General features: G+C 47.9%; 19 protein-coding genes and 2 tRNA genes. 12 read left to right on the top strand and 9 right to left on the bottom strand.

Annotation, left to right across the window (positions count from 1 at the left end):
- Positions 1–17 precede the first annotated feature (17 nt).
- The gene (locus NEV57_RS10450) at positions 18–1,664 is read left to right on the top strand and encodes an alpha-L-fucosidase (protein ID WP_257658269.1); all 1,647 of its coding nucleotides are present in this window, start codon (positions 18–20) and stop codon (positions 1,662–1,664) included.
- A gap of 124 nt (positions 1,665–1,788) precedes the next feature.
- Here the strand turns inward: NEV57_RS10450 and NEV57_RS10445 are convergent, their stop codons facing one another.
- The 3 genes from NEV57_RS10445 to NEV57_RS10435 form a co-directional block, all read right to left on the bottom strand.
- Entirely contained in the window at positions 1,789–2,901 is a 1,113-nt protein-coding gene (locus tag NEV57_RS10445; protein WP_257658268.1) for an FG-GAP repeat domain-containing protein, read from the bottom strand.
- Positions 2,902–3,134: 233 nt separating this feature from the next.
- Entirely contained in the window at positions 3,135–4,187 is a 1,053-nt protein-coding gene (gene rsgA / locus NEV57_RS10440; RefSeq protein WP_257658267.1) for a ribosome small subunit-dependent GTPase A, read from the bottom strand.
- Between the two features lie 318 nt (positions 4,188–4,505).
- Positions 4,506–4,579, bottom strand: a tRNA-Pro gene (locus NEV57_RS10435).
- A gap of 275 nt (positions 4,580–4,854) precedes the next feature.
- On the opposite strand from NEV57_RS10435, the gene NEV57_RS10430 reads away from it, so the two are divergent.
- A complete protein-coding gene (locus NEV57_RS10430) occupies positions 4,855–5,721 on the top strand; it encodes an AraC family transcriptional regulator (protein WP_257658266.1) in 867 nt (288 codons plus the stop codon).
- 28 nt (positions 5,722–5,749) lie between these two features.
- Here the strand turns inward: NEV57_RS10430 and NEV57_RS10425 are convergent, their stop codons facing one another.
- Positions 5,750–6,157: a hypothetical protein gene (locus tag NEV57_RS10425; protein WP_257658265.1), complete on the bottom strand. Its 408-nt coding sequence runs from the start codon at positions 6,155–6,157 to the stop codon at positions 5,750–5,752.
- 206 nt (positions 6,158–6,363) lie between these two features.
- On the opposite strand from NEV57_RS10425, the gene NEV57_RS10420 reads away from it, so the two are divergent.
- From NEV57_RS10420 to NEV57_RS10410, 3 genes are all read left to right on the top strand, one after another.
- Positions 6,364–7,941 carry a beta-N-acetylhexosaminidase gene (locus NEV57_RS10420; protein WP_257658264.1) on the top strand — a complete coding sequence of 526 codons (1,578 nt, stop codon included), beginning with the start codon at positions 6,364–6,366 and terminating at the stop codon, positions 7,939–7,941.
- Between the two features lie 16 nt (positions 7,942–7,957).
- Positions 7,958–8,911, top strand: a complete 954-nt coding sequence (locus NEV57_RS10415; RefSeq protein ID WP_257658263.1) for a hypothetical protein — start codon at positions 7,958–7,960, stop codon at positions 8,909–8,911.
- A gap of 185 nt (positions 8,912–9,096) precedes the next feature.
- Entirely contained in the window at positions 9,097–10,329 is a 1,233-nt protein-coding gene (locus NEV57_RS10410; RefSeq protein ID WP_257658262.1) for an MFS transporter, read from the top strand.
- 9 nt (positions 10,330–10,338) lie between these two features.
- Here the strand turns inward: NEV57_RS10410 and NEV57_RS10405 are convergent, their stop codons facing one another.
- From NEV57_RS10405 to NEV57_RS10395, 3 genes are all read right to left on the bottom strand, one after another.
- Positions 10,339–11,265: an SDR family oxidoreductase gene (locus tag NEV57_RS10405; protein WP_257658261.1), complete on the bottom strand. Its 927-nt coding sequence runs from the start codon at positions 11,263–11,265 to the stop codon at positions 10,339–10,341.
- 42 nt (positions 11,266–11,307) lie between these two features.
- Complete coding sequence (locus NEV57_RS10400) at positions 11,308–13,164, bottom strand: ATP-binding protein (RefSeq protein WP_257658260.1); 1,857 nt, start codon at positions 13,162–13,164, stop codon at positions 11,308–11,310.
- A 289-nt stretch (positions 13,165–13,453) separates the two neighbouring features.
- Positions 13,454–13,527: transfer RNA gene (locus NEV57_RS10395), tRNA-Pro, on the bottom strand.
- 327 nt (positions 13,528–13,854) lie between these two features.
- Here NEV57_RS10395 and NEV57_RS10390 point away from each other — a divergent pair.
- From NEV57_RS10390 to NEV57_RS10380, 3 genes are all read left to right on the top strand, one after another.
- Positions 13,855–14,880, top strand: coding sequence for a hypothetical protein (locus NEV57_RS10390; protein WP_257658259.1), 1,026 nt, complete (start codon positions 13,855–13,857; stop codon positions 14,878–14,880).
- Between the two features lie 3 nt (positions 14,881–14,883).
- Positions 14,884–15,189 (top strand): YbaB/EbfC family nucleoid-associated protein, encoded by a 306-nt coding sequence (locus tag NEV57_RS10385; protein ID WP_257658258.1) that lies wholly within the window; start codon positions 14,884–14,886, stop codon positions 15,187–15,189.
- A 119-nt stretch (positions 15,190–15,308) separates the two neighbouring features.
- Positions 15,309–15,992: a metal-dependent hydrolase gene (locus NEV57_RS10380; protein ID WP_257658257.1), complete on the top strand. Its 684-nt coding sequence runs from the start codon at positions 15,309–15,311 to the stop codon at positions 15,990–15,992.
- Between the two features lie 22 nt (positions 15,993–16,014).
- Here NEV57_RS10380 and NEV57_RS10375 read toward each other — a convergent pair whose 3' ends face one another.
- On the bottom strand, positions 16,015–16,869 hold the full coding sequence (locus tag NEV57_RS10375; RefSeq protein WP_257658256.1) for an N-acetylglucosamine kinase: 855 nt from the start codon (positions 16,867–16,869) through the stop codon (positions 16,015–16,017).
- A 471-nt stretch (positions 16,870–17,340) separates the two neighbouring features.
- On the opposite strand from NEV57_RS10375, the gene rho reads away from it, so the two are divergent.
- The 3 genes from rho to purS all read left to right on the top strand — a co-directional run bounded on the left by rho (position 17,341) and on the right by purS (position 19,851).
- A complete protein-coding gene (rho, locus tag NEV57_RS10370; protein WP_257658255.1) occupies positions 17,341–18,852 on the top strand; it encodes a transcription termination factor Rho in 1,512 nt (503 codons plus the stop codon).
- A 73-nt stretch (positions 18,853–18,925) separates the two neighbouring features.
- Positions 18,926–19,603 carry a CDP-diacylglycerol--serine O-phosphatidyltransferase gene (gene pssA, locus NEV57_RS10365; protein ID WP_257658254.1) on the top strand — a complete coding sequence of 226 codons (678 nt, stop codon included), beginning with the start codon at positions 18,926–18,928 and terminating at the stop codon, positions 19,601–19,603.
- On the top strand, positions 19,600–19,851 hold the full coding sequence (purS, locus tag NEV57_RS10360) for a phosphoribosylformylglycinamidine synthase subunit PurS (protein WP_257658253.1): 252 nt from the start codon (positions 19,600–19,602) through the stop codon (positions 19,849–19,851). The genes pssA and purS overlap by 4 nt, the downstream gene beginning before the upstream one ends.
- Positions 19,852–19,884: 33 nt before the next feature.
- Here the strand turns inward: purS and folK are convergent, their stop codons facing one another.
- Positions 19,885–20,379, bottom strand: a complete 495-nt coding sequence (folK, locus tag NEV57_RS10355) for a 2-amino-4-hydroxy-6-hydroxymethyldihydropteridine diphosphokinase (protein ID WP_257658252.1) — start codon at positions 20,377–20,379, stop codon at positions 19,885–19,887.
- A gap of 447 nt (positions 20,380–20,826) precedes the next feature.
- Between folK and sppA the strand changes: the two genes are divergently transcribed.
- Positions 20,827–22,599, top strand: a complete 1,773-nt coding sequence (sppA, locus tag NEV57_RS10350) for a signal peptide peptidase SppA (protein ID WP_257658251.1) — start codon at positions 20,827–20,829, stop codon at positions 22,597–22,599.
- Positions 22,600–22,601: the final 2 nt, after the last annotated feature.

Raw genomic sequence — 22,601 nt, 5'->3', positions numbered from 1 at the left:
TACTACAACTGAAAACTATGGCACGTATTTTTTCATTTTTTCTCGTTCTCGTTTTACTGTCAGGTATTGCGCTGGCACAAAATGATGTGGTGACCGATGCAGGATCCAGCGAATATAACCTCAATAAGCCGGAACGTGTCGAATGGTTCCGGAATACGGGCTCGGGATTATTCATCCATTTCAGCATGGACTCCCAACTCGGGATTGTAATCAGCCATGCGCTGGTCGGTGCCTCAAAAGACTTTGAAGACCGCTATTTTAATGAGCTGTACAAAACATTTAACCCCTATCGTTTCAATCCCGAAGAGCTGGTGGCATTGGCCAAACTCGCGGGGATGAAATATATCGTGTTTACCACGAAACATCATTCCGGATTTTGCATGTGGGATACGAAGACAACCGAATTTAAGATTACCAATACCCGGTACCAAAAGGATATCCTCCGGGAATATGTAGACGCCACCCGTGCCGCGGGTCTGGGTGTGGGCTTTTATTTTTCACCGGAAGACTTCTGGTTTTTAAAGCAGCATAATATCCCGATCGACCGCCCCGTTCAGCCCCTGTCGCCCGAATTGGCTAAGGCTTATGATGATTATACGCGGCAGCAGTGTGAGGAACTGATGACCAATTACGGAAAAATAGATGTTTTATTTATCGATGGCGACCCTAAAGCGGTGGTCAAAGAAACCAGCTGGCGACTGCAGCCGGATATCCTCATCACGCGGGGTGCGATGAAAACGCCTGAGCAGGTACTCCCCGGTGCCCAGATCGATGAACCTTGGCTGTCGTGCATTACCATGGGTACTGCCTGGCAGTACCAGCCTACGAACGAGCGTTATAAATCAGGCGGCCAGCTGCTGCAATTGCTCATTGAGGCACGCGCCAAAGGGGGATCACTGCTGCTTAACGTAGGACCCAAACCCAATGGTGAGCTACCCATCGAACAGGAGAACCGGCTCCGTGAAATGGCGGCCTGGGATTTTATCAATCACGAAAGCATGGACAGCGTGCGCAGCTGGGTTGTCAGCCATGAACAAGACATCTGGTTTACGTCAAAGGATAACCGGAATACCCTCTATGCAATTGTAACAAATGCGCAGGATTGGCGCGAAGGTACGCGGAAATCGTTCACCCTGCAGTCCGTTAAGGCGACGCCAAACACCCGCGTAAGCGTGCTCGGACAAAACAGCCAGATCATCGAATACCGCGACGACGATATCAGCTGCCACTACACGCAAACGGCGGAAGGGTTGGAGGTCTCTGTCGTTAAGGCGCAGCGTATTTACGACGATCACCGCTGGCCGAATCCCGTAGTGATTAAGCTGGAGAATATCGAGCCGACAATTGCCCGGGCAGTCAAGGTGGAGACATTAGGCAGTGAACCTGCACAAGCCGGTGTCACGCTACACGGTGTAATCCATGATTACGACGGCAAGGTGCAGAAAGCCTATTTTTATGTCCGCCCGTTTGCCGGTCAGGTTGAAACACTTTATGTAAGCCCATGGGAAAAGACAGTGGAAGCAACGGTTGATAAATCGGGTAATTTCAGTGTAACCAGTTCCGAATTGCAACCCGGTCAACGTTATGAATACAAAGCCGTAGCCATTCAGTCAGGTCTTTCCGTAGAAGCCGACAGTAAAGTTTATCAGCGTCGGCAGCGGTAATCCGGCGGGCAGCTTTGTTGTTGTTTCAACCCATCGCTGCCCATGAGAAGACAATCAGTGCCTGCAGATCAGTGTACTTAAGTTTATTATCAGGAAAATCCGGGAATGTGCTATACCGCGCTTGTCATTTTTGGCGAATCGTGTAATAATAGAGGTTCCACGCATCCGAATTGGCTTCAACAATATCTAATAATCCGTCGTTGTTCAAATCCCCGACTTCCACGTGATAGGTGTCGTCTTTTAAGTCTTCCCGCAGGTGCTGCATAGTGAACGTACCATTTCCCTTTCCGATAAAAACGCGGTTGACGGCTTCCACATTCCCCTCCACAATATCCAATATACCATCCTGATTGAAATCACCCGCTGCGATTGAGTTGGTGGTTGCCGAGTCTCCAAATTCATCGAAATTGGCATATGTTAAGTTTTTGTCTCCGTAATAAATTCGGTTGGGTGCGCCTAGATAACCAGCTATCACATCTGGAAACCCATCGGTGTTGATATCGGCTATGGTAACGGAGCGGCAGTCTATTTCTTCATTGCCAAAGGCGATAATTTTTGCAAACTCCCCATGGCCGTCGTTTATGAAGATTTTATTTTTACCTCCCCGCTCCGCAGTGACCACATCAGGATACCCGTCCCCGTTAAGATCCACAGCGACCGCCTGTATGGTTTCGGCGCCTTGATCTCCAAAGTAAACACACTCACGATATACCCCGTTTCCATCATTGAGCCATATTTCATTTTGTGTTTTCCTGTTGGATATAATCAAATCGGGGTGCCCGTCATTGTTTATGTCGGCTATTTCAACGTGGCGTGATGGAGATGCCTGTCCAAACTTTTGCTGCTTTTCAAAGGACATCGTGGCATCACCGAAATAAATCATGTTCGGAATCTTATCGTTTGCCAAGACGATATCCAAATAGCCATCACCGTTTAAATCAGCTGCCTTTATACAATATGATGCCTGAAGCAGGCTCCCCAATGGCTGTCCTGATTTAAAATTACCTGTACCATCATTAAAATAGATATAGCTTTGCTCAGCCCAATGTCTTCCGTTAGCGACCAATGCATCAAGATCCCCATCATTATCAATGTCTGTCAAGGTAATCCATGCCGTTCTATTCGATGAGGTACCGATGGATAATGCTCCATCGCCGTTTACGAAATCAATTTTTTGGCAGAAGCCGCTGAAATAGGTAAGGAACAGGATGTTTAGTGTGAGTAACTGCTTGATCATCTTATTAAATTGGTTGTCAAAGATATAAAATATCTGTTCGGTATTTATACACACCATTGAGTGATCGAAACGGTTTCATACAGAAGCCATCCGCGCGGATTAGCCAATAGAAAAAGCCAGCGGTCAAAAGATTTCTGAACGCATAAACCCTATGTATTTAAAAGTAAAAAATCGGAGTGGTCAACTCCGATTTTATTATTTACAGTTTTTGAAATAGTGTTTGTAAAAAAGGATCAGCGTTTCTTTATTTGTTTGGCCTCTTCTCCGATTTTTGAAAAAGATTTGTCTCTTTTGCGCTTTTCGTGTTCAGAAGCGGAAAAATGCCATGATTCCTTTCGCAATTTCAGGTAGCTTTCGTACACATCGGGTTCTAAAATACCGTTGTTTACGGCATCCTTAACCGCACACCCGGGCTCGGTAACATGTGTACAATTGTCGAAGCGACAGGAACCGGCAAATCCGGAGATATCAAATATACCTTCTAATGTTTCGGGAGTGTCTACGGCTATGCCGAACTCTCTTACACCAGGTGTGTCAATCAAAACGCCGGAGCCATTCATCAATACCATTTCTCTCCGGGTTGAAGTGTGCCTGCCTTTCCCGGTAGCGGTGCTCGTCTCGGAGGTGAGAAATACCGTTTGTTCGCACAACGCATTAACTAACGAACTTTTTCCTACACCAGAGGATCCTACAAACACAACTGTTTCTCCCGGCCGAATAGATTCCCGTACAAGAACAATGGATGCTGTGGAATGAATGCTTGTGAAAAATACGGGCGCTTGGCTGGTAATGTGTTTTAACGAATCAGCTACATCCTGTCGGTTAAATTTCAAGTCAGATTTAGTGAGTATAAGTATTGGCTGAATGTTTTCTTCCATTACCTGGACCATAAAACGCTCGGTTCGACGGGGATTAAAATTGGCATCAAGGCTTTGAACAATAAAGGCCTTGTCAATATGAGACGCTATCGCCTGTTTGTCTGATGCGGTGCCGCTCTTTCTACGGTATAGCGTGCGGACGCGAGGGAGGATATCGACGATTATTCCTTTGTCATCGTCAAAAGGCTGAAAGATCACCCAGTCGCCTGTACACGGTAGGTCAAACGATGACTTTCCAAAGAGCAGACTGCCCGTCAGTTCGCAAAACAGCAAACCACTCTCGGAGACAACCTCGTAGTTGGTTTTGTTTACAGTCGAAACACGGCCATGAAAAAGATGACTATATGAAGATGCTTGTTTAAGCTGAAATAGGTTGCTATTCCAGCCAAATAATGCTAGGTTATTCACTATTAATAATTTAGAATGTTGAAAATTAGACTGCTAATTCTTTACCGTCCGAATGACTCACTCATATGCCAATACCCCTGACAACATATTTATTATCAAGCTGACAACGCAAGAAGCAAGACACCCGGAATCAGGCAATCATTCCCGTCGCTAAATTGTAATATGTGAATAGCTGTTTTTGCATGAATTGTAAAGATACAAAAACTTAAAGATATAAAACCATAGTTTAACGCCCCAAATCTGATGTTTCCGATTTGGTAATCAGCAAAATGACTTAAATAGCAAAGCCCGCTCTAAGAACGGGCTTTGCTATTTAAGTCGGGATGACAGGATTCGAACCTGCGGCCTCTTCGTCCCGAACGAAGCGCGCTACCGGGCTGCGCTACATCCCGAAATTTTAAAAAGTGTACAAAAATACAAATCGTCAGCAGTTTTGAAAATAGCAGACTGTAATTTTCTGTAAAGATTAACGATATCCGGAATGAACTGCATAATCTGTCTTTTCCTACCGTACAGCCGGTTTATTTTCTTGCGCGGTTTTGTCCGCAGCGCCTTCATAAATATATACCGTTGCTGCGGGACTGGCCACCCGATATTATTTGTATGTAAAAGTCGGGCATCGGAAAAACAACAGTCGTAATTTTGTGGAACTAAAAAGGAGAAATTAATGCTGAACGAATTAAATCAGGTGATCGATTATATCGAAGATCATTTAACCGATGATAACCTGTCCCTTGAAATAATTGCGGAACATGCCGGGGTATCCGACTATCATTTTCGAAAGGTGTTTTTTTACCTTTCGGGGCTAACACTGAGTGAGTACATTAAGTACAGAAAGCTGTCGGAGGCGTATCAGGATTTGTTAAATGGGGAGAAGGTAACGGACATTGCCTTTAAATATGGTTATCAGTCCATCGAAGGTTTTACCCGGGCATTTAAAAAATGGAGCGGTATTCTACCCTCTGAAGTAATCAAAAACAACGTAAATAAATCATTTCCCAAGCTTTCATTTATCATTACAGTCAAAGGAGGAAACACCATGGAATTTCGGATTGAAGACAAACCCGCATTTAATTTCGTCGGCGTAAGTAAACGTGTGCCGATGCAATTCGAAGGGATTAATAATGAGATAGTCCAACTTGCCAAAAGCATAACGGCCGAACAAAAAGAGGCAATGCATGCCCTTCAAAACATGCCCCCACAGGAAATTGTCAATGTTTCTTACGATGCGGATACGCGCTTCCAAAAAGAAGAAGGGGGGCTGACTCATTTGATAGGCGTGTTAACGACTGAAAACCATGTCGGCAACGGATTGGAAAAAATACCGATGGAAGCCTGCTCCTGGGCAGTATTTCCAAATGAAGGTGTCTTCCCTGCTACCTTGCAGCAGACCATGGCAAAGGCATATTCCGAATGGCTTCCCGTATCTAATTACGAACTGGTTGATGCACCCGTTTTTTCGTTTACGAAAATGGACCAACAGGTAGCAGGTTACGCTTATTGCGAAGTATGGATCCCTGTCCGGAAAAAATAAAACGTTGCCGACAGTGGTTCAGCGGGGATTATTCATCTACAATTACTTCATAAGTTAAGGAAGAGAGATCGGCTGTTTTGCCGGGAGAAAGATCAATAACAACCGATTCTGAACTCACGGCATCTTTCAGCAGATCATTGGGCATCCCGCGCAGCGCATGATAAAGTATACCGTCGGTGGTCTTTACAGTCCACCGGATATCAAAAAAAACAGTTGTGCTTCCATCATAATCACGTCCGGAAACGTTCTTTACGTCGTATCCGACATAAACATCGCCACCGTAATAATCATCCTGTGTCGGATCGATGTTGACAATCTCAAAATCGGCGGGTTCAAACAGGGGGGAGCCATCATCGGGGGTGGTGTCATCCTTGCCGCAGCCAGCAATGGCAATCAAACAAACAACTAACCAGGGCGCGATTTTTTTCGTCTTCATTTTCTTATTATTTAATTTGCCTTGAAATCGGGAAACCAATCCCTTAATACACAAAGGTATCGGCAGTCTCTTTAAGCGTCAATACCGATCTTTAGGTAAAAAAAACTACCGATAATTAGGGTAGTTCTATTTTTTCAAAGCACCATGATTTGCCTAACTTTCACTATATTGCCTGTGCAGTTCCACCAAGTAAAACCAGATAAAGAATGAATAAGTTAATGCACCGCGACGCACGATATAAAGGGCTATTTCCCCTGATACTTTGCCTTGCCCTCACGGTTTCATTGGCCGGTCACGCGAGGAGTGCAGGCCGTATGCAGACCGGCTTTCAGGTACGGGGCTTTCACCTGGACCTCCGCGTGCAGGTCATGAAAATGCCGGCATTGCGGGCGTTTGCACATGAGCTCAGTGAAAACGGAATCAATACGCTGATCATGGAGTGGGAGGCTTCCTATCCCTACCGGCAGCATCAGGTGATCTCCAACAGGTATGCGTACAGCCGCGAGGAGGTAAAATCGTTTGTCGCTTATTGCGACTCATTGGGGATTGACGTGATACCGCTACAACAGAGCTTTGGGCACGTGGAGTATATCCTCCGGCATTACCGATACCGCGATCTCCGGGAAGACCAGAAAGACTTTTCACAGGTAAATCCACTGAAAGAGGATTTGTGTAAAGCCCTGTTCACCGATCTCTACCGCGACCTGATCGAAACCCATACATCTGATTATATCCACATTGGCGGGGATGAAACCTACCTGTTGGGGCATTCGAAGGAATCACAGGAGAAAATTGCCAGGGTAGGCCGGGGGCGACTGTATGGTGACTACCTGAAAATGCTGTGTGAACTGGTGGTTTCCCTGGGTAAGCGCCCCATTGTCTGGGCCGACATTGCACTGAAATATCCCGATGCCTTCCGCGACCTGCCGAAGGAAACGGTGTTTGTGGACTGGAATTACGGCTGGCCATTAGACCGGTTCGGCGACCACCGGCAGCTCGTTGAAAGCGGCTATGAAGTCTGGGGAGCGCCGTCGATCCGCAGTCACCCCGACAATTATTTTCTGGCCGATTGGAATAAGCACTTCTTAAATATTCAGTCGTTTGTCCCCCAGGCAAGGGAGCTGGGATACAAGGGCATCGTAATGACCTCCTGGTCTACCTCGGGTATATACTCCCCGGTCTTTGAATCGTCTTCGGATATCATCGACCTGCCCGCCATCCGGCGTGTCTATCCGCTTACGGGATTCAATTTATTGGTGGCGGCTTATTTTGAGAGTCTCCATTCTGCTGAACCGTTGGATATTAACAAATTTGTCCATACCTATACCCGGGAGGCCTATGGATTTGATGACGCCGCAGTTGATGTCTTCTGGCGGGCATTGACCATGACACCTTACGAAGTTACACAGGGACGTGTAAGTCGCCCCGGAATGACTGTGGCGGCGTTACGGGACAGCGCCGCGCTGGCGTCAGACCTGCTCAGGCAGCTGAAGCCGTCAAAAAACCAGGATGAGTTTGCACATTACCTGTTGATGAGTGACATCCGGACATTTTACCTCGAGTGTATGGCGGTGGAATACCAGTTGAACCTGCCCGGCTTGGGTGGTGCCACACCCGGCGAACTGGCTGATCGCCTGCACCAACTCCGTCCGGAAGAACTGGATAAGCGGTTTATCGACCTGCAAAAGCACGCGTTTTATCTTTCAGAACTCAACCTCGAAAATGAGTTGCGGAATGCGCGCTTAAAATCGCTCCTGGCAAAATTGGAAAAAGCAACAGATTAGACATTGATATATTAGTATGTTCAGCAAATCAGGGTTTTGGCTATTTCTCCTCGGGATGGGCATATGCGTATCCTGCAGGACGGTTAAGGATGCAAGCATTCGCGAATCGCTCTACCGAAGTAACTGCAATCAGCGGAATGTATATGATTACACCAAGGACGAACTTCCTGTTCCGTTGCATGAACAGGAAATCTCCGGTACCCTTTCCGGACGGTTTAGCCATAATACGCTGAATATAGCGAATGCAATAGGTATTCTGCAGCTGATGGAGCGCTATGCGGAGTTGAAATCCAGGAAAGATAATCATACGGTTGCCAACCGGCTTGAAATCCTGGAGATCAAACAGGAAATGGACAACCGGGTCAATACCATGTCCATTGAAATTTCAGCCGTATCCTCGGAAATGGATTGCGAGGAAGAACGCACCAGCCAGGTTGCTAATTACCTCTCCGGCATACAGGATGAGCGGGAGTCAAAATTGACGAAGGGTGCCATCGTTGTCGGCGCACTCGGCGCCATATTGACAGGAGGCGTCATTCCGGATGACCGAACGAGTAACATCGTGGGCGTCACATCAGGGGTAGGCGAGGCCAGCCTGGGCCTGATGATGCTCTTTAATAAAGAATCGGTCACCTTCCAGCACCAGCGGAATGCCCTGAAAGACGTATGGTACGGTACGGAAGTCTCCACCATTTTCCCTCCGGCAATCTGGTACTACCTGAATTATCACGACCCCGAAAGCGCTGACCAAAAATCCCTGCGTCAGCAGATTATCGAAAAGTGGACCTCACTTGGCCAGATTGAACCGAATGCCGATGGCTCCCTTGTCCAGTTGTATTTCGGGGAAGGCGGCATCTATTCAAGTGAAGAACTGAACAACCGGGCGGATATGTACGACCAGCTGGAATCGAATATCAACCTCATGAAACAGGACTTGAATGCGCTTGCTTTTGCGCTAGGTAAAATCTGATCCTTTCCCCGCCGCCTTTTCTGGAACAGGTGAATACACGCGGGCGTTAAAACAGCTTCCATCGTGCTATACGCCTGTTGCTGTGGTCCTTTGCTGATAGGCCCGGTTTACAGTTGCCTATTGACTTAAAATCCACACTAATCTTGTTTTTTAGGTGTATTTTTGCCGTCCCTTAGTACGAAATCATGATAAAGAAAACCGTGTTTACTGCTTATGAAGCACTTTTGATCACCATGCTTACCATTCTGCAATTTTGTATTGTCCTGGATTTTGCGGTGATGGCGCCTCTGGGGGCCCAGCTGATGCGGGAGTTACAGATTTCATCGAGGGAGTTCAGCATATTGGTTTCTTCCTATGCATTCAGCGCGGGTATTTCCGGTATTTTATTAAGCGGGATAGCCGATAAATTTGACCGCAAAAAAATGTTGGTTGTTATTTTAATCGGATTTATCGTGGGGACATTTCTTTGCGGAATAGCCCCGGACTACCATTTTCTTATTGTGGCAAGAATTGTGGCCGGTTTTTTTGGAGGTGTTTTATCTGCCATTTCATTTGCAATCATTACGGATGTTTTTGCATTTGAGGTAAGGGGCAGGGTGATGAGTTTTGTGCAGATGGCATTTGCTGGCAGCCAGGTGCTCGGCATCCCGATCGGTCTGTATTTTGCGAGTACCGTGGGCTGGCATGTTCCTTTTTACATTATCGTGGGTATTGCCATTATTGCGTTGCTCATTATCCTGAAATACATACGGCCTGTTAATAATCATTTGAATAACAGTGATAATCCCGGTATCCTGAAAAGGTTCTCCAGCATTTTAACGAACAGGAATTATTTAGCTGCTTTTGCTACTACATTCTTCCTGGCAACAGGCGGGTTCCTGATCATGCCTTTTGCCAGCCCCTTTCTGGTAAATAATATCGGGATAAATGAAATAGACCTGACCCTCATATTTTTTGTGACCGGCTTAGCGACACTGGTTTTTTCACCCATTTTTGGTTGGATGAGCGATAAGTATGGAAAATTCAATTTATTTGCCCTTGGCAGTACGCTGGCCAGCGTGATGATCTATTTGTTTACACAGCTGGAAACCGCTTCCTTAGGTTATGTGATCCTGATCAATACCATACTGGCTGTTTTTGTCTCCTCAAGAATAATTACTTCATCCGCATTATTGACGGCAATTCCTGCAAAAGAGGAGCGGGGCGCATTTATGAACATTAATTCTTCCATTCAGCAACTGTCCGGGGGCGTGGCTACGTATTTAGGCGGTATGATACTGATTCAAAATGACGCCGGTGGCTTTGAAAACTTTGATACACTGGGCTGGGCTACTATAGCGGCAATGGCGTTAAGCATCGTATTGATGTTTAATATTCATCACATCGTGCAAAAGAAGATGAAACGGCAGACAACTTAAGAACTAAGCTCAAAAGCGCTCCCGATAATCCTTCGCAAAATCTTCAATAGTCCGGGCCGGGCGGCCCAATATTTCTTTTACACTCGCTGAAACGCGCTCCGTGGGGCCTCCGGCTTTTTGATAAGCCGCCAGTGCAAGGTACGAATCGATCATTTCGGCGCCGATCCCCTGTTTCTCCATACGGTCGCGCATCTCTTCCATGGACAGCGATTTATACACGATGTCCCTGCCCGTTGCTTTTGAAATTGCCTGGGCAAGAGATTCATACCCTACCGCAACGTCGCCGGTGAGCACGTATTTTTGGCCGGCGTGTTTTTCCGGATGCAGCAATGCCTCGGCCGCAACGGCTGCAATATCGCGGGCATCGATAAAGGGTACCTTGCCCGCTCCAATCGCCGCATAAATCGCGCCTTCTGACCTGACCGTGTCAGCTACTTCTCCAAGCCAGTTCTGCATAAATACATGGGGCCGCAATATGGTCCACGACATGCCGGATTTTTCCAGTGCCTGCTCCGCCAACCAATGTTCGTGAGCCAAGGGCGACTGGGTGTGTGGGGAGGCGCCGAGCGCGGATAGTTTGACCACGTGTTTTACGCCAAGTCTTTCCGCAGCGTGAATCATCGCGATCTGCGTCCGGCCAAAGCCCGGTCCATTATCCGTTAATATAAACAGACGGTCAGTTCCAGCAAGCACTGCGTCCAACACACGCCCGTCGCTCACATCGGCCTGCAACCAAGTGACACCGGGAAGCGGTCGCGCGCGCGCGAAATTTCTTAAAACAGCCCGCACGGAGCTTTCCGCTGCCGATAACAGATTGACCAGCTCATGACCAATGTTGCCTGTACTGCCGCTGACGGTAATGATCTCTTTTGACATGATTTCAATATCCAAATTGCTGTATTTGGCTAAGTTAGCGCTAACTTGACTCTTCGTCATTAATCCAGGTTAAGAAATCTACCTACCAAAAACGGAACACAATCAGATTTTCAATGGAATAGTATAAGAGAAGACAGCCCCCTTTGTTACCGCATTTTTTGCCCAGATCCGCCCACCAAGCTTTTGAATAAAATCCTTACACATGGAAAGTGCTATTCCCGCACCATGTTGTGTAGAGGACCCGAAAGGACTGGATATTGTAAATAGTTTGCTGAGCGTTTGTTCATCCATTCCAGGGCCTTCATCTGTAACAGATATCGTAATAGAATTGCCATCCTGTGTGCAGCCAATTACTATTGTGCTGCCTTCAGGAGAATATTTAATCGAATTGGATAGTAAATTCCGATTAACAAATTGTAGCATTTCTTTATCCGATGTTGCGGTTATATGTTTCGGTATTTGATTAGAAAGTTTTATTTTTTTGACATCAAGTTGCTGCTTAACTATATCCGCTGATTCTCTGAACAGGTCGTAGAGTACCAAGATTTCTGCTTGATGTTGGTGACCGGACAACTGCTGCTTGATCCATTGCAATATCGTATCGAACGATTCCAGCATGCCTGAAGCTTGCCTTTCGATAGTGCCATAAAACTGTTCCATTTCTGTTTTCGTAGACTCAGGGTTGTCCTTCATTAAATTGGCAATACTTATGGTGTAGGCTAAAGGTGCTCTGAAATCATGTGCTAAAATGGAGAAGAGTTTACTTTTGAATTCATCGTTCGCCTGTAGGATTTTATTTTGTTCTAATATTCTTAAATTGAGCTGTTCCAACTCGCGCTGATGTTTACGTGAATTTTGATATAAACGGTAAATAAATAGGAGCAAAAATATACCAACAACGCAAATAGTGATTAGAAACAGGATTTTGACCCTGTTATTTTTATTGACTATACTCAAAATAACATTGTCATCCTGCAAGGTATTGTATTTGATGTAATCGCCAACAAATTTTTTCAACTTCTCATTCTCTTCTATCATTTCGGCTTGAAGAAGTGTCTGGACGCTGATGATCTGATCTTTATTGCCGGATAATGCGGTATAGCTTAATACATTATTCAATATAGGGATTAAATCCAGGACATAGCCTTTTTTCTTAGCCAATTGATAACATTGCCAAGCATAATGTAATGCGCTATCTGGGTGATTTTCATAGTATCTGGTATAGTCGCCGAGCAAAAAAATTTCCTGGTCATCCAGCCCATATTGCTGCGCTTCAGATAAAGTGCTTTTAAGGAGTTTTAGCGCATGTGTCCTGCGGCCTTCTTTTAGCAGCAGATCAAATTCCAACGCCTTTGAAGCGATGAGTACACGGTGATCTTTGTAAATGGAAGCGATCTCCCGGATTTTGCTCATATAATATTGGACACTGTCATCAGAAAGGGCTGAATTGCCCATGCAATAATTCGCGTATACCAAGCTCATAATACTGTCTCTTCTTCCTGTTCTGATAACCTGCCTAAACAGTTCAAGGCCCTTTGTAGTGTCGCCTAGACTAAGGTATACGTTCGCTATGTTCATAGTTGCCTCACTAACATTTGCGGTATCCCGCAGAGCTTGGTAAGCAGCTAAAGCATCTGTGTATAGTTGAAGTGACTTCTGATACATGCCCCTGATATAGAGTACCGAAGCTATTACATTATCTGCGTCTGCTTTCCCTTTGGGATAATTCGCCCTACTGGCAATACTTTTAGCCTTCATGCCATAATAAAGACTACTGTCAACATTCTTCATATGGTAAAGCATTCCCAGGCGATTTATGGAATTGATATAACTGATGCTGTCTTTAACAAAAAGCAGCTTCTGCTGCTCTGCTCTTATTAGATTAGATTGTCCTTGTACGTTGCAGTAACAAAACGGCAAGGTCAGTAAGAAATAACTAATGAGTTTTGATTTAGACATGGCAGAAAGATCAATAGGTAATCTAATTTACTATATTAATTGGAAAACCTCAAACTCTGTTATTTATTTAAAAGGAAAAGCCATTGCCTGTCTGATGAGCCATCAAGCTTGAACTGCTTGGTTGAACGATTTCTCGTTCTACCTGACTTATTAATAAGGAATTAGATAAAAAAGACAGGCTGCTATTAAGTTAAGGTTGGTCTGCGAAGTCAGGATTAGTGCTGATTCTGAATAGGGGTATTACAAACGAAAAGCGTTTTCTGCAAAAGCAGAAAACGCTTTTCGTTTGTCGGGATGGCGGGATTCGAACCCACGACCTCCAGCACCCCATGCTGGCGCGATACCTGGCTACGCTACATCCCGAAACATAGATGCCTTGTGCCAAAACAGCCAAAGCTGCACCTTTATCGGGGTGCAAATATAAAAATCGTTTGCCGCTTATACAAACAAATAATACCGGGAGCATTATGACAGGTGATGTGGAGCAAATGCATCGCCAATCACGCCGGAAAAAACAGTGACTGTAAAAATAATACCGGTAAATTTCCGTTTTATTTATTCGGTTACGGGAAGTTTTCTTTATCCGGCTGATTATTTTAGTTTTGTGCTGCAGTAATGGGAGCAGGAGGAAATACGGAAAGACTTCCATACACATGAGATAACAGCTAGAGAGGTTGCCGGCTTATGCAGGTGAAAGAACGTTTTATTTATTGGGTTTTTAATATCGCATGCTGGTCTGTTTGCTGCGCGTGCCTGGTGGGCTGCAGTAGTACCGGCGAAGGCGGGGAGGAGGTTGATCCGCGGAAACCGGACTTAAACACGATCGTGGGAATTAATTTTTACGAGGTCAGGCGTGCCTTTGACTCGGGGCTGGCCTATGACACCATTGGTTTTGTGCAGGAACCGGAATGGCACGTGAAGTTCACCCATAAAGATTCGGTACAGATCTACGTGCCCGGCAGTGATTCATCTTTCAATTTTGCAATTACGCACGACCATGATTCCTTCTTCCATTTTGCGCGGGAAAGCTGGAAGGTGGTCGACCTGCACCCCGATAGCATCATGCTGCAGCGGCTGAGCCTGCGCCGCCTGACCGTTGATAAAATACGGTCCAATGTGTATATGCGGTTTTACTCGGATGCCTATATCCGGGAAAAACTGAAAACGACCGTGTCGGAACTGCGCAAACCCCGGCGCCAGGATACCCTATTTGTACAAACCCAGATCGCCAAGGCCAACCGTAACCCCGGAAATCCGGATAGTGCGTTTGCATCCAAGCATTTTGCCCGGTTGGTCAGCAACAGCCCGATACTGGAAATCAGCCGGCAGGAGGTGGATACCGTCGAGCAGATGGGACGGTCATTGGCATACGGATACCTCTATCCTGAATATGACATCGAAATAAGCAAAGCCTATAAGGATTTTTACTATACATTCTCGGCCGTGGTGGATGCACAGGGTAAACTGCACCTGGGCGATTTTTTTGTGATGCCGGAATTTAGGGAATCCCGCGAAAAGGTACTTGCGGGAATTGTAGAAGTGTATTTGCAGCACCTGCTGGATGTTACGCCGGCGAGCACACTGGGCATTCCGCACGCCAGCGTGATTTACCTCCGGGTGCGGGGGCGAACGGGCACCGGCGAGCAAACAAAAAATGCCGGAATCCGTTCATTGAATAAACAGGATGCCGGCGGGTTACAACGAAAAAATACTTGAGTTATGTTCGATAAACTATTTGAAGCCCGTCAAAAGGCAGAAGAGATAAAAAAGCGGCTTGACCAGATTACCGTGGTCGGCGAGGCCGAAGGGGGCTGCATTAAGGTGACCGCTACGGCCAATAAGGAAGTCACCCAAATTACAATAGACACCGCCTATTTTGACGGAGCCGATAAAGAGGAACTGGAAGAATTACTTGCTGTGGCAGTTAACCAGGCAATGCGCCAGGCTGACAATGTAAGCCAGGCTGAAATGCAGGCTGCTACCAAAGACATGCTCGGCGGGTTTGGCGGAATGTTCGGCCAGTAGCCTGGACATCCCTCATAATAGAAGTACGGAAATATGGCTTGGCTGCCCGGTCTTTGCCCTTGGGGCCGGGCTGGTTGCAGCAGGGTACGCTGACCGTTGAAGATTAACACATATACAAAATGAAAGCTATTTATTACGGGCACTCCAGTGTCATGCTTGAATTGGGCGACAGCAAGGTACTGTTCGATCCGTTCATTACCCCCAACCCCCAAGCCAGCGGAATTGACATCCATGCGCTGCAGCCTGACTATATCCTATTAAGCCATGCGCATGAGGACCATGTGGCCGATGTGGCAGCAATACAGAAAAGCAGCCAGGCAACCGTCATGGCCGTGGTAGAAACCGCCATGTGGGCAAGCCGGCAGGATATTCCCGGGTCGCACATTATCCAGTTCAATTTCGGCGGCACGGTACAGACTGGTTTCGGAAGTGTTAAAATGGTCTATGCCCTGCATACCAATGGTACACCGGACGGCCAATACGGTGGCGCTCCCGCAGGCTATGTGCTGTCCAGCGGCGGAAGGAAAATTTATTTTGCCGGGGACACCGCCCTAACGCTCGAAATGAAACTGCTGGAACCCATGGGAATCGACTGGGCATTTTTGCCCATTGGCGGCCACTTTACGATGGACGTAACGGACGCAATTATGGCGGCGAAGTTTATCGGCTGCAAAAAGATCATTGGCATACATTATAATACATTTCCGCCCATCGCCATTGACACCGCAGCGGCCATACAGCAGTTTGCAGATGCCGGCCTCCAGCTGCACCTGCCGGGTATCGGCGAGGCAGTGGCGCTTTAACACTGTCGGGTTACCGGCAGCGTTATTCCGATAGCCGGCTAATGTGGAATTGGACCAGGTCGTCTATCGGGGAGCGGATAATCCGGCCCAGTTGCATGTTGTACTGGTGTACCTTTTCTTCGAGGACGTTCCGGAAATTGTATCCGACCGACCCGATGCAATTGAATGAGTAATCCTGATAATTCGGGTATTTCGTAACCAGGTTTCGGAAAAAGTCGTCAAATGCACCCTCTACGATGCCGCGGGAGTAAGCCATGTCAACGGTTACCTCGTAAACGAATTTGCTGAAGCTTGCACAGAAACGGTTGGCCAGCGGTTTCGTATAAACGGCATCCATCACGTCGTCAGGCGTTAACTTAAATGTTTCCCAGAAAACCTCCCGCACGGTTTCGGGCATTAAGCCACGGATGTAATCGGTCAGCAGTTTTTTGCCAATATAACAGCCGCTGCCTTCATCGCCGAGGATATAGGCCGCAGAGTCGATCTTGTGGATAATATCTTCCCCGTCATAGAGACAGGTATTGGTGCCCGTGCCCAAAATGGCTGCAAAGCCAGCTTTATTGGCCAGCAGTGCCCGGGCTGCCGCCAGCAGGTCGTGGCTTACAAAGACCTTGGAATGGCTGAATACCTGCTTGAGCGCCTCTTCCACGATTTTTGCCTTCTCTTCGTTGTGTACCCCCGCCCCGTAATAGTTGACATCGGTAATCCGGTCAAAGGGCATGTCCTGCGGTAATCCTTTTTTCAGGGAATTCACAATATAGGTACTGTCCACAAAAAAGGGATTGTAGCCCTCGGTATTGAAATAAACCTTTTTTCCAGCATCATCCAGCAAACACCAATTTGTCTTGGTTGATCCACCATCTGCGATAATTATCATTGTCGGTTTTTTTATATTTTAATCCAATTGCAAAGCGCAATCAAGTAACGGAGCCGAAAATACAGTTTTCTCTACAAAAAAAGTAATAACCCCCGCTTATTTACAAAATCGTGTACCAACACGAAGCGCATACAGGGGCGCTGAGCCCCAGCGGTATCCGTCGCGCATTGGTTGCCGCCGGCCCGCAGAATTGTACATATGGTGCTTTTTCAGGGAATTCAGAGAAGAAAAGCCAAAGAGTAGACCGGAAAAGGACAGTTCCGCAACGGGTATCTTTTTTGTAATATGTTTTGAAAATTCAAAAGGAATCGTTTTATTTGCGCAATAATTCTCGAATTTATCCCACACTTCAACGAAAATCATAATTTTCTGAAGCCAAATGCTGAAATCATTGTTTATTATAATGAACGGCCGGAAGAGGGTAGATTTCTGTTTATAACAGCAAAATTCCTTATTTTATAATTACATTTGATGAATATTAATGAATTGAATGCGAAGCTCGTATCCGAATTGCGTGAGATAGCGAGACTTATTGGCATCGTTGACGCTGATAAAATGCGTAAGCAGGAGCTGATCAACAAAATTGTTGCAACAGGGGAAGGGGAAGATGCCAAAGTCACGGAAGAGGTAACGGATACAGAACCGGATGCACAGGCTGCTGACGAGCGGCCCCGCAAGCGGATGCGCACAACCAAACCTGCCGAACCGATTACGTTCCGTAAACGGGAAGACCTGCCCGATGTCGATGAAGACACCAATAGCGGAAGCTTTAAAGCGCCGCAGGCACCCGCTGCCCCGGTGGATACCCCGCCGAGACATACTGCCAATGGCGGCGGCAAGATCGACGGCCCTACCGGCAACCTCGATTTCGACAACGTGATCGTGAACGAAGGGGTGCTGGAAATTATGCCCGACGGTTATGGCTTCCTGCGTTCGTCCGACTACAATTACCTGACTTCTCCGGATGATATTTATGTATCCCAGTCACAGATAAAATTGTTTGGCCTCAAAACCGGTGATACGGTCCGGGGCAGTATCCGCCCGCCCAAAGAAGGGGAAAAGTATTTTCCTTTGGTGCGTGTGGAGGCCATCAACGGCCAAAATCCGGCGGAAGTGCGCGACCGGGTACCCTTTGATTTCCTGACGCCGCTGTTTCCAACCGAACGGCTGAAGCTGTTTACCGGTCCGGGCAATCACTCAACCCGGATTATGGATTTGTTTACCCCCATCGGTAAAGGACAGCGTGGCCTGATTGTGGCACAGCCCAAAACAGGTAAGACAATGCTGCTGAAAGATGTAGCCAACGCAATTGCCAAAAATCATCCTGAGGTGTATCTGATCATTCTCCTGATCGACGAACGGCCGGAAGAGGTAACTGACATGGCGCGCAGTGTGCGTGCTGAGGTAGTATCTTCCACATTCGACGAACCGGCGGAACGACACGTTAAAATCGCGAACATCGTACTGGAAAAGGCGAAACGCATGGTAGAGTGCGGACACGATGTAGTGATCCTGCTCGATTCCATCACCCGTCTGGCACGTGCCTATAATACGGTAGCACCGGCATCAGGTAAGATCCTGTCAGGTGGTGTGGATGCCAACGCACTTCATAAACCAAAACGTTTCTTCGGCGCAGCCCGGAATATCGAACATGGCGGATCGCTGACCATATTGGCGACGGCACTGATTGATACCGGCTCCAAGATGGATGAGGTTATTTTTGAGGAATTCAAGGGAACGGGTAACATGGAACTGCAGTTGGACCGCAAGCTGTCCAACAAGCGGATTTTCCCGGCGATCGACCTTATCGCATCCAGCACACGCCGCGACGACCTGCTCAACGACCGGGAAACGCTGCAGCGGATCTGGGTACTGCGAAACCACCTGGCGGATATGAATTCAACGGAAGCAATGGAGTTCCTGCTGTCCCAGATGCGGGGTACCAAATCCAACGAGGAATTCCTGATCAGCATGAACGGTTAATCCGGCTTGCCCGGAATGGATTCCGTCGTTTTTCCGAAGTGACGCATTTGCCAATCAGGAGAACTCCTGTCTTATGAAGCAGCATATCCCCAATATGATCACTTGCCTGAATTTATTCAGCGGGTGTGTCGGTGTCGTGTTTGCCCTGGAGGGCCAGCCGGAAGTAGCCGCATACCTGGTGGTACTTGCGGGGATATTTGACTTTTTTGATGGACTGGCCGCGCGTGCGCTGGGTGTACATAACCCCATTGGCAAGCAACTGGATTCACTGGCCGATGTTGTCAGCTTCGGCCTGTTGCCCGGGGCCATCCTGTATACCATCCTCGGAACCGCAGTCCCTACGGCAGATTACCTGCCTTACTTCGGTTTTATCGTGACGGTGTTTTCTGCACTCCGTCTGGCGAAATTCAATATTGATGAGCGGCAGTCTACCGATTTCATCGGTCTCAATACACCGATGAATGCCTTTTATGTGGCATCGCTGCCGTTCATCGCCCAAACACACGACCAGGTTGTTTATCATCCGGCCTTCCTGGTAGGCAGTATCGTCGTCACCAGCCTGCTTCTGGTAAGTGAAGTCCGGCTATTCTCCATGAAAATGAGTTCGCTTTCCTGGCACAGTAACCGGTGGCGGTTCATTTTTATAATTATCAGTGTACTGTTGATTGGTTTGCTTAAATTTGTGGCGGTTCCAATCATACTGGTGCTTTATTTTTTGTTTTCATACATTCACTTTAAATCGATAACATGAAGTTTTTGGCAGAAATCAACGTGATGCCGCTGAAGGAAATCCTGGACCCGCAGGGAAAAGCGGTAACGGGTGGCATGAAGAACCTGGGGCTGACGGAAATCAGCAATGTGAGGATCGGAAAGCACATTACCCTTGAAATAACTGCCGAAACGGAGGATATCGCCCGTCAAAAAGTGGAAGAAGCATGCAAGAAACTGCTTGCCAACCTCATCATGGAAAGCTACACATTTGAACTTCAAGCGTTATAACCGCCTGTTTCGTTAGCCGATACCTGCAATACGTTATTTTCCCGTCCTGAACCGACGTACACCCAATGGATCGGGTGTGCACGCCAGCAGTTCCGTAATGGTCTTTTGGTGTGCCGGATGGATGACTCCCGGTGCGATCTCCTGCAGCGGAACGAGGGCAAACCGCCGGTTTGGTAAATGGGGGTGGGGAATCTGCAGCTGCGGATGGTCTACCACACGGTTGCCATACAGCAGGATGTCGATGTCAATCAGCCGGGGACCCCATTTCTGGTGGCGCTCGCGCCCCAGTTTCCGTTCGATTTCGTTAATGATCTTGAGCAGCTGCAGCGGCGTAAGCGGCGTGGTTAATTTAACCACCTGATTCAGGTAGTCGGGTTGGTCGTGCTTTCCCCATGCCATGGATTCGTATATGGACGAAATGGCGGAAATTTCCCCCGCTTCCTCAGCGAGACTGTGCACGGCCAGGTCGAGCAGGGCCTGCCGGTTGCCTAAATTGGTGCCCAATAAGAGATATGCCTCCTGTTTCATTATGCAGCTAAAAAAGAACAGCCTGAACAGTTGTCCGGATCCATGGGCCAAACTTAGATAAATTCACTTGTACAATCAATATTATTGACTCAGGTATCCCGCAAATCGGGATTGCGTAGGCCGCCTTCACCGGGAAAATGCATAAAAAGAAAAGCATAATGGCCATATGGATTGTTTTATTGGCTGATTGGCCGGCACTGCTGTAACTATCCGCCGCCGGGATGGTCAAAAGATGTGTTGCGGTATATATTACACTACAACATTTTTAGCTAAGTTTGGGTGCTTGAACGAATAAGCCGCGGATCCGGCGCGGGTGTTAACCAGAACGGATCCGGCTGACAATTGAAAAACAAAATAAACATCGAAAACCTGCCATGCCTGCGCTTCAGGCCAAGGGCGGCAAATGCAGGTTTTACGGGGGGTATTTAATGAATAAATTATTTTCGAATGAAATCTTTTTTTAAATACGTGCTTGCCACGGTAACGGGGATCGTTATTTCTTTTTTTCTGCTGGTGATTATCGGTGCCATTGTGGTAGGTGCGTGGGTCGGTTCGGTCGTGTCCGACAAGGAAACGGCAGTAGCCAGCAATTCCCTGCTCCATGTCAAACTGGATTACCAGATTACCGAACGGACCATTCCCAACCCGTTTGAGGAGCTTGACGTGCCGGGGTTCAAGACAGAAAAATCGGTCGGACTGGATGCGATCCTGGAAGGTATTTCCGGAGCCAAAACGGACGACCGTATCAAGGGCATCTACCTGGATCTTTCCGGCGTTTCCGCCAGTTTCGCAACCTTGCAGGAAATCCGGGATGCACTGGTCGACTTTAAGACGTCGGGTAAGTTTATCGTCGCCTACGGTGATCATTATACGCAACGCGCTTATTACCTGGTGTCCACCGCGGATGAGGTATACATCAACCCGGAGGGAAGCATCGATTTCCGGGGGCTTGCCTCCCAGACCATGTTCCTGAAGGGTGCGCTGGATAAGCTCGGCATCGAAGCCCAGGTGGTTAAAGTGGGCACCTATAAAAGTGCGGTGGAACCGCTGGTGCTCGACCGGATGAGCGACGCCAATCGCGAGCAGGTCAGCTCGTTCCTTGGCAGCATCTATGATCATTTCCTCAGCGAAGTTGCGGAAGGCCGAAAGATCGACAAAGATTCATTGTTCCGGATCTCCGACCAATACCTCGTGCGGACGGCCCAGGACGCCGTGGATTACCGGCTGGCCGACGGGATAAAATATAAAGATGAACTCCTGAGCGAGCTGAAAACCCGGATCGGTATCGAGGAATCAGACGATATCAATGTCGTGAGCCTCAGTAAATATAAACCGGCTCAGAAAGCGTCCGGCAGCGCCACACGCGATCGGATTGCGGTCGTATATGCCGTCGGTGAGATCACCTCAGGCGAAGGAAATAACGACATCATCGGCTCGGACCGGATTTCGCGGGAGCTGCGGAAAGTACGGCGAGATGACAAGGTAAAGGCCGTGGTATTCCGCATTAATTCACCCGGGGGCAGTGCACAGGCGTCCGATGTGATCTGGCGGGAAGTCGACCTGCTGAGCAAAGTGAAGCCGGTTATCGTTTCCATGGGCGACGTAGCCGCATCGGGGGGCTATTATATCGCCGCCGCCGCTGATTCCATTTTTGCCCAGCCGAACACCATCACCGGATCTATCGGCGTATTCGGTGTGGTGCCCAATATGCAGAACCTCATGAACAATAAACTGGGCATCACATTCGATGGGGTAAAGACCGGCCAGTACGCCGACTTCCTGACGAATGTCGATCGCCCCCTCACCGCCGATGAACGGCGCATCCTCCAACTGGAGGTAAACCGCATCTACGACACTTTCCTGCAACGGGTAGCCGATGGCCGCAGTCTGAGTAAGGCACAGGTAGACAGCATTGGCCAGGGGCGGGTGTGGAGCGGCGAGCAGGCGCTGGCCAATGGGCTGGTCGACCGCCTGGGAAGCATTAACGACGCCGTCGCGGCCGCTGCAAAGAAAGCCGGGCTGGACGACTACCGGCTGGTTACCTACCCGGCTATTTCGAGTCCGTTCGAATCCCTGCTGGGTGGATCGGCCGACCGGGTCAGTGCCTGGATCAGCCAGCGCGAGCTGGGTGAATATTACCGCTACTACGAACAAATGCGGGCAGGCGTGCAGCTGCGGGGGATCCAGGCCCGAATGCCGTTTACGCTCGAAATCTATTGATC

This window comes from Parapedobacter lycopersici, from assembly GCF_024643285.1.
In the GTDB taxonomy this organism is placed as follows: Bacteria; Bacteroidota; Bacteroidia; order Sphingobacteriales; family Sphingobacteriaceae; genus Parapedobacter; species Parapedobacter lycopersici.
The sequence above is the reverse complement of the archived record's forward strand: the minus strand, read 5'-3'. Positions and strand labels throughout refer to the sequence as shown.

What these genes read in the sequence shown, in the direction of transcription:
- NEV57_RS10450 (WP_257658269.1), top strand. Translation starts at nt 18, where the DNA reads ATGGCACGTATTTTTTCATTTTTTCTCGTTCTCGTTTTACTGTCAGGT.
- NEV57_RS10445 (WP_257658268.1), bottom strand. Translation starts at nt 2,901, where the DNA reads ATGATCAAGCAGTTACTCACACTAAACATCCTGTTCCTTACCTATTTC.
- NEV57_RS10430 (WP_257658266.1), top strand. Translation starts at nt 4,855, where the DNA reads ATGCTGAACGAATTAAATCAGGTGATCGATTATATCGAAGATCATTTA.
- NEV57_RS10425 (WP_257658265.1), bottom strand. Translation starts at nt 6,157, where the DNA reads ATGAAGACGAAAAAAATCGCGCCCTGGTTAGTTGTTTGTTTGATTGCC.
- NEV57_RS10420 (WP_257658264.1), top strand. Translation starts at nt 6,364, where the DNA reads ATGAATAAGTTAATGCACCGCGACGCACGATATAAAGGGCTATTTCCC.
- NEV57_RS10415 (WP_257658263.1), top strand. Translation starts at nt 7,958, where the DNA reads ATGTTCAGCAAATCAGGGTTTTGGCTATTTCTCCTCGGGATGGGCATA.
- NEV57_RS10410 (WP_257658262.1), top strand. Translation starts at nt 9,097, where the DNA reads ATGATAAAGAAAACCGTGTTTACTGCTTATGAAGCACTTTTGATCACC.
- NEV57_RS10405 (WP_257658261.1), bottom strand. Translation starts at nt 11,265, where the DNA reads ATGACGAAGAGTCAAGTTAGCGCTAACTTAGCCAAATACAGCAATTTG.
- NEV57_RS10400 (WP_257658260.1), bottom strand. Translation starts at nt 13,164, where the DNA reads ATGTCTAAATCAAAACTCATTAGTTATTTCTTACTGACCTTGCCGTTT.
- NEV57_RS10385 (WP_257658258.1), top strand. Translation starts at nt 14,884, where the DNA reads ATGTTCGATAAACTATTTGAAGCCCGTCAAAAGGCAGAAGAGATAAAA.
- NEV57_RS10380 (WP_257658257.1), top strand. Translation starts at nt 15,309, where the DNA reads ATGAAAGCTATTTATTACGGGCACTCCAGTGTCATGCTTGAATTGGGC.
- NEV57_RS10375 (WP_257658256.1), bottom strand. Translation starts at nt 16,869, where the DNA reads ATGATAATTATCGCAGATGGTGGATCAACCAAGACAAATTGGTGTTTG.
- rho (WP_257658255.1), top strand. Translation starts at nt 17,341, where the DNA reads ATGAATATTAATGAATTGAATGCGAAGCTCGTATCCGAATTGCGTGAG.
- pssA (WP_257658254.1), top strand. Translation starts at nt 18,926, where the DNA reads ATGAAGCAGCATATCCCCAATATGATCACTTGCCTGAATTTATTCAGC.
- purS (WP_257658253.1), top strand. Translation starts at nt 19,600, where the DNA reads ATGAAGTTTTTGGCAGAAATCAACGTGATGCCGCTGAAGGAAATCCTG.
- folK (WP_257658252.1), bottom strand. Translation starts at nt 20,379, where the DNA reads ATGAAACAGGAGGCATATCTCTTATTGGGCACCAATTTAGGCAACCGG.
- sppA (WP_257658251.1), top strand. Translation starts at nt 20,827, where the DNA reads ATGAAATCTTTTTTTAAATACGTGCTTGCCACGGTAACGGGGATCGTT.